The 14,151-nt window shown below is 48.3% G+C and carries 11 protein-coding genes; 7 read left to right on the top strand and 4 right to left on the bottom strand.

Annotation, left to right across the window (positions count from 1 at the left end):
- Nucleotides 1–20 precede the first annotated feature (20 nt).
- Nucleotides 21–935 carry a tRNA epoxyqueuosine(34) reductase QueG gene (queG, locus tag GWG06_RS08830; RefSeq protein WP_160712653.1) on the top strand — a complete coding sequence of 305 codons (915 nt, stop codon included), beginning with the start codon at nucleotides 21–23 and terminating at the stop codon, nucleotides 933–935.
- Between the two features lie 3 nt (nucleotides 936–938).
- Here the strand turns inward: queG and GWG06_RS08825 are convergent, their stop codons facing one another.
- Nucleotides 939–1,742 carry a DUF4350 domain-containing protein gene (locus GWG06_RS08825; protein ID WP_160712651.1) on the bottom strand — a complete coding sequence of 268 codons (804 nt, stop codon included), beginning with the start codon at nucleotides 1,740–1,742 and terminating at the stop codon, nucleotides 939–941.
- Between the two features lie 412 nt (nucleotides 1,743–2,154).
- Here GWG06_RS08825 and GWG06_RS08820 point away from each other — a divergent pair, with 412 nt between their 5' ends.
- The 6 genes from GWG06_RS08820 to GWG06_RS08795 all read left to right on the top strand — a co-directional run bounded on the left by GWG06_RS08820 (nucleotide 2,155) and on the right by GWG06_RS08795 (nucleotide 11,549).
- Nucleotides 2,155–2,700: an RBBP9/YdeN family alpha/beta hydrolase gene (locus GWG06_RS08820; RefSeq protein ID WP_127043243.1), complete on the top strand. Its 546-nt coding sequence runs from the start codon at nucleotides 2,155–2,157 to the stop codon at nucleotides 2,698–2,700.
- Nucleotides 2,701–2,890: 190 nt separating this feature from the next.
- Complete coding sequence (locus tag GWG06_RS08815; protein ID WP_127043242.1) at nucleotides 2,891–3,442, top strand: RNA polymerase sigma factor; 552 nt, start codon at nucleotides 2,891–2,893, stop codon at nucleotides 3,440–3,442.
- Between the two features lie 127 nt (nucleotides 3,443–3,569).
- Nucleotides 3,570–4,511: a FecR family protein gene (locus GWG06_RS08810; RefSeq protein ID WP_160712649.1), complete on the top strand. Its 942-nt coding sequence runs from the start codon at nucleotides 3,570–3,572 to the stop codon at nucleotides 4,509–4,511.
- 66 nt (nucleotides 4,512–4,577) lie between these two features.
- The gene (locus GWG06_RS08805; RefSeq protein WP_160712647.1) at nucleotides 4,578–7,985 is read left to right on the top strand and encodes a SusC/RagA family TonB-linked outer membrane protein; all 3,408 of its coding nucleotides are present in this window, start codon (nucleotides 4,578–4,580) and stop codon (nucleotides 7,983–7,985) included.
- Between the two features lie 19 nt (nucleotides 7,986–8,004).
- Entirely contained in the window at nucleotides 8,005–9,525 is a 1,521-nt protein-coding gene (locus GWG06_RS08800) for a RagB/SusD family nutrient uptake outer membrane protein (protein ID WP_160712645.1), read from the top strand.
- A gap of 185 nt (nucleotides 9,526–9,710) precedes the next feature.
- Entirely contained in the window at nucleotides 9,711–11,549 is a 1,839-nt protein-coding gene (locus GWG06_RS08795) for an alkaline phosphatase (protein ID WP_160712643.1), read from the top strand.
- Between the two features lie 128 nt (nucleotides 11,550–11,677).
- Here GWG06_RS08795 and GWG06_RS08790 read toward each other — a convergent pair whose 3' ends face one another.
- The 3 genes from GWG06_RS08790 to GWG06_RS08780 all read right to left on the bottom strand — a co-directional run.
- A complete protein-coding gene (locus tag GWG06_RS08790; protein ID WP_160712641.1) occupies nucleotides 11,678–12,379 on the bottom strand; it encodes an NUDIX hydrolase in 702 nt (233 codons plus the stop codon).
- Nucleotides 12,380–12,461: 82 nt separating this feature from the next.
- Nucleotides 12,462–13,109 carry an HAD family hydrolase gene (locus GWG06_RS08785; protein WP_160712639.1) on the bottom strand — a complete coding sequence of 216 codons (648 nt, stop codon included), beginning with the start codon at nucleotides 13,107–13,109 and terminating at the stop codon, nucleotides 12,462–12,464.
- 144 nt (nucleotides 13,110–13,253) lie between these two features.
- A partial coding sequence (locus tag GWG06_RS08780) for an IS4 family transposase (protein ID WP_160712637.1) occupies nucleotides 13,254–14,151 on the bottom strand: 898 nt, incomplete at its 5' end.

Below are 14,151 nucleotides of genomic sequence, written 5' to 3'. Positions count from 1 at the left end.
TAGTTTGTAATTTTGCGGTAATGAATCATACTGCATATATAAAACAACTGGCCCGTGAACTGGGATTTGATCATTGCGGCATTGCCAAGGCGGTGCAGCTGGACGACGATGCCAGAAGGCTGGAAACATGGCTCAGCAAAGGGATGCACGGCAATATGCAGTATATGGAAAATCATTTTGACAAGCGGATAGATCCCCGTAAACTGGTGGACGGAGCAAAGTCGGTGATTACGTTATTGTTTAATTATTTTCCGGGAGAAAAACAGCGGGAAGATGCTCCCAAAGTTTCCAAATATGCGTATGGCCAAGATTATCATGAGGTAATCCGGGCGAGGTTGAAGACGATGTTGCTGCGTATGCAGGAACATATAGGTCCGGTTCAGGGCAGGGGCTTTGTAGATTCTGCGCCGGTGCTGGAACGCAGCTGGGCGCAGCGGAGCGGGCTGGGCTGGATAGGCAAGAACGGCAACCTGATACACAAGCAGTCGGGTTCCTTTTTCTTTATTGCTACGCTTATTACAGATATACCGCTGGATTATGACAGTCCGGTAGGTGATTACTGCGGCACCTGCACCCGTTGCCTGGATGCATGTCCTACCGGTGCGCTGGTGGCTCCCGGCGTGGTAGACGGCAGCCGTTGTATTTCCTATTTCACCATTGAGCTGAAGGAGCTGCTGATACCGGATCGCATGCAGGGTCAGTTTGACAACTGGATGTTCGGGTGTGACACGTGCCAGGATGTTTGTCCGTGGAACCGCTTTGCGCGGGCGCATGAAGAGGCCGCGTTCACGCCGGTGCCGGCTATTCTGAATTTCAGTACCCGTGACTGGGAGGAGATGACAGAAGAGGCTTTCAAGGAAATATTCCGTCACTCTCCCATGAAACGCAGCAAGTATGCGGGAATACGGAGGAACCTGCAGTTTCTCCGCAGCTGACAGTTATTTTTTACGGGCAGCCTGCCGGATCAGCCATGCGCTGAGGTCAGCGGCCGCGGCGTAGTTCTGATATTCCGGGGGTAGTCTTTTACCATCCACATATTCATTATAGAACCAGGGGTCGCCTACGGCGAAAACGGTTCCTCTGCCTATCTTCGCCACAGCCATAAGTACGTCTTTCCCATCAGTGTAAACCGCGCGGGCCGGAGCTTTCAGCGTCATGGTAGAGATTTCCTTGATATACACCTTTTGCACATTCGGGAATATTTCATGTTTTGGCGGGATCCGCAGGGCGCCCTGTTCCCAGTTGCGTCCCTGCACGGTATTGCGCAGATCGCCGTTAAAATGTATCCCGAATTTTTCCGTCAGCAGGTTAAAGCGTTCATATTCTGCGTTGGGGCCGTCGTTCTGTAGTATGACCAGTATACCACCGGCTTTCACCCAGTTGTAGATGGCAGCAGCATCGGCAGCTGTCATGTAATTGGGAGCAGCGGCATCCTTTTCATTATCCGGGTCAATAATAATATAGATATCGGTGTGCTGCAGACTGGCAGCATCCGGGGCATGGTGCAGCGTATCTCGCTGAACGCCGAGGGAGTCCAGGATATGGCCCCAGACAGAGAGGCCGCCGCTATCCTGTTCATCCCAGATGTAGTGCCAGCGGATCAGTTTTCCTTCCTTATCCTTTTTATGTTCATAGTTATAGTAGCAGTCCAGCGTGGCGGTGAGTCCTTTTCCCGGCTGCTGGGCGCGGACGGCTGCAGCTGTAGCGCAGCAGAGTAAGGCGGACAGGATAATGCGGTACATATGATAGTGATTAGCCAAAAAATAGGCATTAAACCGGATAACTTATAAAATATGTTACAAATAAATTATCATGTGCATCAATAGTATCAGGCGATCTTAATTTTTTTTAAAATAATCTTTGCTAAATACTTGACAATAGGTTTAGCATATCCTACTTTTGTATACGTGCAGAAAGAGTATGTCAGTTTTTATGTCTGAAACCCCAATTTTGATCTATTTCAGGCAACATCAGTGGTATCTTTCTATGCACCTTTCCATCCGGCTATGTGATTGTATACAATCTCAACATATTTTAACTTTTTATGGACCTGAGTGCCATAACGTGGAATTTTAGCAATAAAGGTCGAATTCTTTCGACCTTTCTTTTTTTATTTTATTATCTTAATACCCAGCATTAACACCAAGTTTTGTCATGGATATTAAAGTATTGACTGCTCCCGGTCTGGGTAGTTCCGGTCCTTTACATTGGCAGACCCTCTGGGAACAAGCTGTTCCGGGCGCGAAGCGTATAGAGCAGCGGGACTGGAACGAGCCGGTATGCGCTGCATGGGTAGCCACTATAGAGAAGGCGGTATCACAGGCAGGGCCACACGTAGTAATAGCAGCCCATAGCCTGGCGTGTATTGCGCTGGCGTTCTGGGCACGGCAGACCCGTTTGCCTGTGCAGGGTGCGTTGCTGGTAGCGCCGGCAGACAGTGAGCGGCCGGGTTTTCCGCAGGAAGCGAAAGGCTTCTCCCCTATCCCGCAGGTACATCTTCCGTTTAAAAGTATTGTAGTAGCCAGCACCAATGATGAATATGCCACTATTGAAAGATCCGCCCTGTTTGCACATTACTGGGGCAGCCGGTTTGTAAACGTGGGCGCCAAAGGCCATATCAATGCAACATCCGGGTTGGGCGACTGGCCGGAAGGTCAGCAGCTGCTGAAAGAGCTGGTGCATAACTGGCCTACGCCCTGAATAATATTCCACTTTATTGTATGATCATCACGGAACATTCCGGTATACTGTCAACCAAAACTAAATCGATTTTCTGCGTATATGAAACTGATAATTAACATAAACATAAACAACAGGACGGGCTGATTCCTTTCTTTGCTCCTACCTTTGGCCTCGCTTATTCTTTTATTAACTGTGGAAAGTGAATTTTATGTCAGACAGTACATTATGGGAAGCTTTTCAAAGCGGCGACACCACTGCCTTTGGGAATATCTTCCACGCACATTGGGATAAGCTGATGCATTATACCTGCAGCCTTATCGATGATGAAGCGTTGGCAAAAGATGTGTTGCAGAACTTTTTTATTGAACTATGGGAGAAGCGCGCCTCCCTGCCGGTACCGCGCGAAACAGCCGCCTTCCTGGTTTTCCTGCTGAAACTGCGCATACTGAACGCCATACGGAGCGAGGATATACGCGCCCGTCATGAACATAACTTTGCGGCATTGCTGCATGAACATACCACCAGCACCACCGATCAGTTGTACACCAAGGAAATATATGCGCAACTGCGTCAGCACCTGGACCTGCTGCCGCCTAAGGTAAAGCAGGTATTTCAGCTGAGCCGCCTCGAGCATAAAAGCATTGCAGAGATATCTTCCATGCTGGGCGCATCTGAACAAACCATCCGCAACCAGCTGAATACCGCCAACAAACGGCTCAAACTGCAGCTCAGATCATCTTTTCTTACTTTCCTCCTTTGATGTTTTCCCGCTATCCTGCATCCCCTATATTACCGAATTGTTAATTACCCCCCTGCAATAGTTAAACACTTTACGACGTGTGACATTATACTGAAAACAGTTACAACCGCTGTTTAAAATGTCATTTGTGAAGCAACAGGATTTACAATTATTGCTGGAGAAATACAAGGCAGGCAAATGCACTGCGGCAGAAGTAACGCTGCTGTTTGCCTGGCTGGACAAAACGGCTGCAGCCACCCCGGAAGCAGGGCTATCGTCCGAAGCTGCTCAATCTGTACAGGACGCCGTCTGGCAGCATATCAGCAAAAAGCCGGCAGCGAAACGCCGGCATTTAGGATTATGGATGGCCGCCGCCACCCTGCTCCCCTTCTTTATATGCCTGCTTACCTGGCAACAACATTCCCGTCAGCCGCCGCAGATGGCCGCTGTCAGTCGCCTGATTTCCCGCACAGGCCCCACAGAAACCAGGCGCGTACTACTGCCTGACGGATCTGTGGCACAACTCAACGCCTCTTCCTCCCTCGAATATCCGGCGCAGTTCACCGGTCATGAAAGATGTGTAAGTATAAAAGGTCAGGTTTTCCTGGATATCAAACACCAGCCACAACAGCCATTTGTAGCGCTTTCCGGCGATCTGCGCATCACCGTACTTGGCACTTCATTCCTGGTACGCAACATCCCCGGCCAACCGGCGAAGGTGGCCGTTGCCAGCGGTAAAGTACAGGTGGCCCATCAGCAGCAGGTACTGGCTACGCTGCGGCCGTCGGACATGCTAACCTATACGGATAAACGAACTTTTATCAGCAGTACAGATACCACCACCATCAACGCCTGGATACGCGGAGAACAGCTCCTGAGCGGCGCTACCCTGCAACAGGTATTATGGGAACTGGAAGCTTACCACGGCGTAACTTTCAGCAGCAGGCTCCCCCTGCAGCAGGGCAGGCTGGACCTGAGTTTCAGCAGTAACATGACTTTACAGGACAAACTGGATATCATCGCTACCATCAGCGTAGCACCTAAAGTACATTTCAGGGAAACCGGCAAAGGAACATACGAGGTTTATTAATTGCGCAGAACGGCGATTACCGGCTGCCATCCATTCACGCTTTTCATTTTTTTAATTATATCAATTATGCAATCAAATTTGCGTCACCACCTGAGGTATCCCAAAAAGAGGATCAAGCCGCTGGTCATGCTCATGCTGACCGCCCTCCCTTTTACCGAAAGCTACTCTGCTTTCAGCCAGGCACTCAAACATGTAGTACCTGGTATGGAAGTAAAAAAGGGCAGCCTGTCTTCCGCTATCAGCACACTTCAGCAAAAAGGTGCTGTAAAAATTTCCTTTGACCGGCAGGCTACAGGCTCCGTTCAGGTAGAAAAAAATGCATGGAAAGACCAGACTGTATCCAACATCCTCACAGATCTGCTCAACAACACCGGGCTTACATTTGAAGAAAGACAAAATACCATCATCATCTATCCTGCTGCTGATAAAAACAACAGCGTACAGCAGGAACGCCGCATCACCGGCCGCGTAACCGACGGCAAAGACCCTTTGCCAGGCGCGGTAGTAGCACTGAAAGGCAGCACGCAAGGCGCCCTTACCGACGTAAAGGGTAACTTCTCCTTTACTACCGCCAATACCGGAGAATTAGTGCTCTCCATATCCATGATCGGTTACAAAACTCAGGAAATTGCCTATACCGGCACACCACTGAACGTAGTACTGCAAATCAGCAGCAAAGAGCTGAGCCAGGTACTCGTAGTAGGTTACGGTACACAAAGCAAAACCAAAATTACCGGCGCCATCACAGATGTAAAACTGGACAAACTCAGCTCCCGCTCTGTAAATAACGTAGCAGAAGCATTGCAGGGTAAGGCTCCGGGCGTTACGGTACAAAACCAGGGCGGCGATCCTACCTCCACGCCTAAAGTATATATCCGCGGTATGGGCGGTATCAACGGCGAATCGCCGCTGTATGTAGTAGACGGTTCTATCTATGACGGTCCTATCAATCCGGCAGATATCGAATCGATTTCTGTTCTGAAAGATGCCGCTGCCGCCATTTACGGTGTCAGGGCTTCCGGAGGCGTTGTACTCATTACCACCAAAAAAGGTAAAGAGGGGAAAATTTCCGTTAACCTGGACGCTAAAAATGGTTTCCAGCAGGCATGGAAAACACTGAAAGTATTGAATGCTGAAGAGTTCAACAATGTGATGAACCAGGCGGCAGACAATGGCGGCAAACCCAGAAAAGATGTGTACAACCCGGCTAAAAACCCCGATGGAAATGAAACCCGCACCGACTGGATGAAAGAAATTTTCCGCACTGCCAAAGTACAGGAATACAACCTGGACATCACCGGCGGTACAGAAAAATCCAAGTTCTATATCGGCATGGGATACCGCAAACAGGATGGTATTCTCCTCAACACCTTCAGCGAGCGTTATAACCTCCGCGTAAACGGAGAACACCAGATTACTCCCTGGCTGAAATTCGGAGAAAATATCTCCTATGTGCAATCCAACGGTAACGGCGCCAACACCACCAGCTCCTATACCGGCGCTATCATTGCTGCGTCCTTCTATACACCGAGCGTAACGCCCTATAACGATAAAGGCGGATTTAACGGTCTGCCTAAAGACTGGGCCGGCGGCTACGGAGACGTTATCAACCCGGTAGCATACCTGCAGCGGCTGGACAACAAAACCCCGAAGAGCACACTCCTCATCAACCCGTATGTAGAAGTGAAACTCCCGGCTAACCTGTTGTTCCGCTCCAACCTGTCTTTCAACAAAGTATTTGAAACACAGAAAGAATTTACTTCCCGCGTACTGGAAATCGGAAAAATCTTTGATTTCAACAGTCTGCGCTTATACCATAATAACCTCAATGATGTACTGGCAGAACAAACCCTGTCCTACGACAAACAGCTGAGAGATCATCATTTCAACGCAGTAGGCGGTTTCAGCTATCAGCGCCGTCAGTACGACATTGACCAGTCCGTAGTAACCGGCTTCAATGACGAAAGTCCGAAATACAGATACCCGCAAAATGCCGCCCAGTACGATCCGGAAGGCACTTTCGGCTTTAAGAATACCGAAGTACTGCAATCCCTCTTTGCCCGTCTGAACTACGATTACAAGGCGAAATACCTATTTTCCGTTATCGGCAGACGTGATGGTTCTTCACTGGTATCTCCGCAGAACCGCTACCGTAACTATTACTCTGCTTCCGCAGGTTGGGTGCTCACCAATGAGCAGTTCATGAGAAATCTGGCTATCGACAAAACCCTCAGTTTCCTGAAACTCCGTACCAGCTACGGTAAACTGGGTAACCTGGGTAGCCTTGGCTATGATGGTGTGAATCCGCTGATGCTGAAAACACAGACCTATTTCGGTCTTAACCCGGCTATCAATCCTGGTTATGCAGAAAAAGCAATTGCCAATCCAGAACTGACCTGGGCTGAGTCTTATCAGTTCAACGCCGGTATCGATGCAGGTTTCTTCCAGAACAGGTTAAACCTGACTGCCGACTATTTTGTTAAGAGAACAGAAAAAATGCTGCTCAAAAAGCCGGCACTGATGACAGACGGCGTACCGGAGGGTACATGGCAGAACGTGGGTCGTGTAAACGATCACGGTATTGAACTGGGCCTTACCTTCAACAGCAAAAGCGATGCTGCTTTCCAGTACAGTGTAAGCGCCAACATCGCCAGCGTTACCAATAAACTGATAGAACTCGGTCTTGGCAGCAAGGTATATCCTACCTCCGACATCAACGTGCGCAGCTCGCTCACCCCAGTACGTATTGAAGAAGGCTACCCGCTGTATTACTACTACCTCGTAAAATCAGCCGGTATCTTCCAGACACAACAGGAAATTGATAACTATACCTACACCAACAAGGACGGTGTTACCTCTAAAATTCAGCCGAACGCCAAACCCGGCGACCTGAAGTTCCTGGATGTAAGCGGTCCTGACGGCAAACCCGATGGTAAAATCGATAACAACGACCGCCAGTATGCCGGAGCGTCTTATCCTAAATTTACTTACGGCTTCAGCTTCAATGCCAGCTACAAAGGTTTTGACATCAACATCTTTGCACAGGGCGTAAAAGGCAACAAACTGTTCAATGCGATGAAGTTCACTGGTCTGGCGCCACTCATCACCAGCCAGGGTTATAATCTCCTGGCCGATGTGAAGAAAGCCTGGACACCGGAAAACACCAACACCAATATCCCCCGTGTAGTTATCGGCGATCCTAACGCCAACTTCGGCACCAACTCCGACTGGTACCTGGAAGACGGCTCTTACCTGCGTATCAAGAACGTAACGCTGGGTTACACTTTACCGGAAGTACTGACACGCCGTGTACACCTGCAGAAATTACGTGTATACGTTACCGGTAACAACCTGCTGACCTTCACGAAATACACCGGTATGGATCCTGAAGTGGGTACTGATACCTATGGTATCGACCTGGGACGTTATCCGCAGGCAAGAACGCTGCTGGTTGGTCTGAACGTTAATTTTTAAGCGCTGAATCACAACAATTATGAACAAGAAGATATTCAAAATACTCTCTATAGCCGCTGGTATTGCATTCACCAGCGCCTGCAACAAAAAACTGGACGTAGTGCCGGAAGGTACGCCTACGGTGGCATTCTTCTGGAAAACGGATAAGGATGTTATTGCCGGCATCAATGCCTGCTACCAGCCATTTGACGATGAAAACTTCTACGGCCGCGGTTACTTCTGGTTTATTGATGCCAGCGACGACATGATAGTTGGCCGCAGCAAAGCGGAAGGTGAATACATCAAAAACTTCAACCCTTCCTTCATCGGGGGCAGCTATACAGAAGGCCAGTGGGACCTTCGCTTCAACGTTATCAAAAGAGCCAACGACGTACTGCGCAATGCACCGGCCATCCAGATGGACCAGGCACTGAAGAACCGTTACCTGGGCGAAGCCTACTTCCTCAGCGGTCTGATGTACTTCCAGCTCGCCTATAACTATGCGGATGACCGTGCCGGTATTCCTATTGCCAGCAAATACAATCCGACGCAGGGTCAGGTAGTGCCCAGGGCAAAGAACGTAACAGAGAACTACGACTCCGTTATCGTAGACCTGAAAAATGCAGCGCGCCTGTTACCTTATTTTGACAGCTATACAACAGACCAGTACGGTCATGCGCATAAAACCGCCGCATTTGCCTATCTCGCCAAAACATACCTGTATAAAAAGGATTATGCCAACGCAGAGGCCTATGCAGATTCCGTTATTCTCAGCGGTAAACATGAGTTGCTCAAACAGTTTGCAGATGTATTTACCATCTCCAACAACTGGTCTAAAGAATATATCTGGTCAGCCTACAGCACGGCAGCAGGTAAAAGCGGCTGGGGAAGCATTCTCCCTGGCGTGATGCTGGAGAACACCGGCTGGGGTAAATACAATGGCTGGGGCTATTATACTCCTACCAGGGAACTGTATGAGGAATACGAAGCCGGCGATGGACGCAGAGAAGCCACTATCCTGAAGCCAGGCGACAAGGTAAAATATTTCGGCGATACGATCGTTTACCAGTCTTCCAACAGTAATTCCGGTTATCAGTTCCGTAAATACATGGAGCCGTTTGGTTACTCCAACCCCATCGGTATTTACCTGAGTCCTAACGGCGATCATCCTGCCACTGCGCTGAATCCGCCGCTGATGCGCTTTGCGGAAGTATTGCTGATTAAAGCAGAGGCAAGGATCATGCAGGGTAAAAATGCAGACAACGAAATCAACGCTGTCCGCAAACGTGCCGGCATCGGACCTAAAACCAATGCTACCCTTGCGGACCTGAAGCATGAAAGAAGATGCGAACTGGCCGGTGAGTGGGCTGACCGTCACCGTGACCTGGTACGCTGGGGCGATGCCAAAAATGCCTACGCCAGACCATTACACGGCGTAGACCCTACCAAAGTAGTATGGCCTGCCCGTAACTTCGATCCTGCCATTCACCATGTATGGCCTGTTCCGCAGCGCGTAATCGATGCCAGCGGCGGCACCTACAAACAGAACAGCGGCTGGTAACACTGTCATGTGGTTATTTTATTATTTTTTTATTTGAGATTTGATTGATAATTGACGGATTTTGAAATTTTGAGATTTGGGGATTTATTAAATGCAGCAAAGATCTTCGCGTGTTCATACGCTGCATTTAATAAATCTCAAAATCAAAAAATTCCAAAATCCGTAAATTTTAAAATATGTTCGAGTTGAAACATCTCCTTCTCTTATCCGGCGTATTGCTTGCAGGTGGCCTGCAGGCACAGACAAAAACATATACGACCGCCAATGCCCACTCTCACAATGACTATGAACGCAACGTTCCCTTCTATCAGGCAGCTGCCCTTCAGTTCGGGTATATAGAGGCTGACATCCATCTGAAAGATGGCGTATTATATGCAGCCCATGACCAGAAAGATATCCGTCCGGAGAGAACCTTTAAGGAATTATACCTGCTTCCTGTTATCAGGCAGTTTTCTCTTAATAACGGCAAAGCATATACGAACGGATCTACCCTGCATTTGCTGATAGATATTAAAACTGCCGGCATACCTACCCTGCAGGCCCTGCAGGAACTGTTACTCCCCTACCGGCAGTATTTCGATACGCAGGCAAATCCTGATGCCGTAAAAATTGTTCTTTCCGGTAACATTCCCGCTACCGGCGACTGGAAAAAATTTGACCCGTTATTTTATTTCGACGGCCGGCCGGACAGCATCTACCCGGCTGAGCTGAAACAGCGTGTAGCACTTGTCAGCACAGACTTTCACCGGTACAGCAGCTGGAATGGCAAAGGCACTTTCACTCCCGCAGACCAGGAGAAAGTCACCAGCGTCATCAACAAAGTACATCAGCAGGGATTTCCATTCCGTTTCTGGGGAGCGCCTTCCGCCAGAACCTGTTACTATAAACTGATGGACCTCGGCGCAGATGTAATAGGCACTGACCGTCCGGAGGAACTGTATGATGTATTACAGCACACTGCCCGCACTACAGCCGGCAATATGCCCGTACATACTACCTACACTCCTACCTATGTCTCCGATGCCACCCAGGTAAAATCCAGAAACGTGATCCTCTTCATCGGCGACGGTACCGGCCTCGCACAGCTGTATGCCGGCTATACCGCCAACAGGGGAGCACTCAACATATTCAACATGCGGCAGCTGGGATTATCCAAAACATCCTCTACCGATAATTACCATACCGACTCCGCCGCAGGAGGTTCCGCCATGGGCACCGGCGTGAAAACCAACAACCGCGAAATCGGTATGGACAATACCTATATCCCTGTACCTGTACTCCCTGAAGTGCTTGCCCCCAAAGGCATCCGGAGCGGTGTTATTGTCACCGAAGAAATCACCGGCGCTACACCGGCATCATTCTACGGTCATACTCCCGACCGGGATAATACCGCTACCCTCCACCGGCAGTTACTGCAAAGTAAGCTGCAGCTGGCGGTTGGCGGCGGCAGGGAAGAACTGGAAAAAGACCTGGGCGAAGACCTGCGTCAAACCCTTTCCAGAGAAGGCATTCAGCTGTACGACAACCTGGATAACTGGAACGTACAAACGAAAAACCGTACCCTGGTTATTCTCTCCAACAAAGCCGTCAACTCCATGCGGGAAGGCCGCGGCAGCTACCTCAAAACCGCACTGAAAAAGGCGCTGCAGCAACTCAGTGCTTCCGGCAAAGGCTTCTTCCTCATGGTAGAAGGCTCCCGCATAGACCATGGCGGCCACTTCAACGATCTGGACTACCTGGTGCGTGAAATGCTCGATTTTGACGAAGCCGTCGGAGAAGCCCTGCGCTTCGCAGACCAGAACAAACAAACCACCGTCATCGTTACGGCCGACCACGAAACAGGCGGCCTCGCCCTCATGGACGGTAACATTTCCCAGGGCTTCCTGCGCGGCCACTTCGCCACCAACGACCATACCGGTATACCTGTAATGGTGTTCGCCTACGGCCCCGGTTCGCAGCTGTTCCGTGGCGTGTATGAAAACAATGAGATATTTGGGAAAATCCTGAAAGCATTAGGGCTTTAATTACGAATTACGAATGATGAATTGCGAATGAGGAGCGAAGATTTAAGCAAAGAAGTAAATTCTTTATCTGCTTAAATCTTCGCTCCTCATTCGCAATTCATCATTCGTAATTCGTAATTCATAATTATCTACAGCTTCCCGGGGTCTGCCACAAAATTCAAAAATGCATGAAACTTGGCATTATACCGGCGTTTATCCAGTTTATAATAAAAGGCGCCACGGCGGGAAGATAGTTTGTCTTTATCTTTTTGTTTGATAAGTAAGCCGGTGGATAATACTTTGCGGCTGAAGTTACGTTTATCGAAGATGACATCGTATACAGCCTCATAGAGTATCTGTAACTGGGGGATGGTAAATTTGGGGGGCAGGAGTTCGAAAAGTAGCGGATGGATAGCGGCCTTATAGCGGATTCTGTCCAGGGCTGTCTGTACCATACGGCGGTGATCGAAGATCAGGGCAGGCAGTTTACGCAGCGGAATCCATTCAGCATGGAAGTCGTTGCTCAGCTGCAGGCCGGACTGGTGTATATCCAGCAGGGTGAAATAAGCGATGGATACGGTACGTTCCACAGGATCGCGATGAGGTTCTCCGAATGCATAGAGTTGTTCCATATATACATCCTTCAGGCCGGTGAGTGAGTGGAGTATTCTGGCGGCAGCTGTTTCAAAGCCTTCATTCTCCCGTACAAAGCCGCCCATCAGGCTCCATTTGTTTTTCTCCGGCTCAAATCCTCTTTTGATCAGTAACAGTTTTAACTCCTGGCCATCGAAGCCGAAAATGATACAATCTGTTGCCACCAGCATTCTCGTCTGCCCCGAATAACGTTTCATGATAAACAAAAATTTAGTCGTCCGGTAATTTAGTCCGGTCTGTTGATATTAGGAAATATTAAGCGGGATGCCTGTCTGACTATCAAAACAGCTGCTGCAACACAGGATCGGTATAGTCCGCCACAAAAGCCCGTATGCGGTGGCCGGCGGTAAATTCATCCCGTGTATGCATGGTAGTTAGTGCTACAGATTCCATTCCGGCATTGAAGGCGGCTTCAACACCTTTCGGGGCGTCCTCAAACACGATACAGTTTTCCGGTGGTACGCCCAGTGCGGCGGCACACTTCAGGAATACTTCAGGGTCAGGTTTGCTGTGCGCCACATCTTCCGCGCTGATAACGGCTTTAAAATAGTGATGTAATTGCAGATTGTCAAGTACATAATTGATATTAAAACGATTGGCCGCAGAACCAATAGCCATGGGAATACCTGCATCGGCGCTACGGCGCAGAAAATCCGGCAACCCCGCGATCAATTGCAGATGCGGACGGAAAGCTGCCTGGTAAAGAGTTTCTTTCTCATGCGCGATCTCTTCCATCTGCTCCGGCGTAAACCGCTCCTTACCGAATATACGCACCAGCAGCTCCTCATTTTTTCCATACATGTGCCCTCTCACTTCTTCCCTGCTCATACGCGCCCCCAGCCTGTTTAACATACTATACCACCCATCGAGGTGATACTCCATATCGTTAATCATGGTTCCGTTCAGATCAAAAATAAATGCTTTCATGCGGCAAAGATAAGAGCAAATGTTACGAATGCGAATTACGAATTACGAATCATTGGTGTCCGGTAAAAATCCAGGCTTTGGTTAAAGCGTAAGATTATTGGGACACCAATGATAAAAAATCATTGTTTTCTCATTTCCAAGCCTCTATGTAGCAAAAAGAGACGGCGGTATATATTTTAACTTGTAATGATAAAATCTCTGAAGCAAAGTTTTTTCAGGGGATGCTATAAAGGATTTTAGATTCAGGTAAGTCATCATGTGCAACCGGACCATGCCTACCAGATTAGTAAATGCCCATTTACACTTATAATTGTTAGCAATAACCTTAAGAATGAGGTCAGCAATGAGGGTACACCAAATTTGTATTTTAATGGCATTAGGGCTATCGCCCAGGAAGTATTTAAGTTGATAGTTTTGTTTCAACCGCTTAAAGAGCAATTCTATCTGCCATCTTTTATGATAACAATCAGCGATAGTAGCTGCAGCCAGAGACAAATTATTAGTTAAAAACTCAAAAGTAGCCCCACTTTCTTTATCCTTATAAGTAATAATTCTGGCATTGACCTTTATGGCTTTCTTATTATGATTATGACCTAACTCTACCTGGCGGTCAGCCAAAACACCTTTTTTTACCTGATATTCATTTATAGGATAGTGCTTTATGATCTTGTAGATAGAAGTATCACTGTTACGGGTAATCCAGGTAATTTTCTTTTCATTTAAAAGGTTATAAGTGCTATAATCCCGATACCCTTTATCAAACACTATTATTGATCCAGGTGGCAATACCACCTTTTTAAGAAAAGACACGTCCGCCCCCGCAGCACTACTAAATCTAATCATACAAGGCACATCCTGATCACTACGCACCAGTGTATGTACTTTAATGCCTCCTTTCCGTTTACCATCGGCGCTGGATTTACCAGCCCCCTTTAATATGTCCTGAAACAAAGTAATTGTGGTTGAATCAAAAAGATAAAGTTTTGATTGTCTTTTTGAGATTCGGCTGTCCGGTAAAAAATTATGATATCGCTTTAATAAC

It is taken from the genome of Chitinophaga solisilvae (genome assembly GCF_009928525.1).
Classification (GTDB): Bacteria; Bacteroidota; Bacteroidia; order Chitinophagales; family Chitinophagaceae; genus Chitinophaga; species Chitinophaga solisilvae.
Note: the sequence above shows the minus strand (reverse complement) of the source record. Positions and strands in the feature narration are given on the sequence as shown.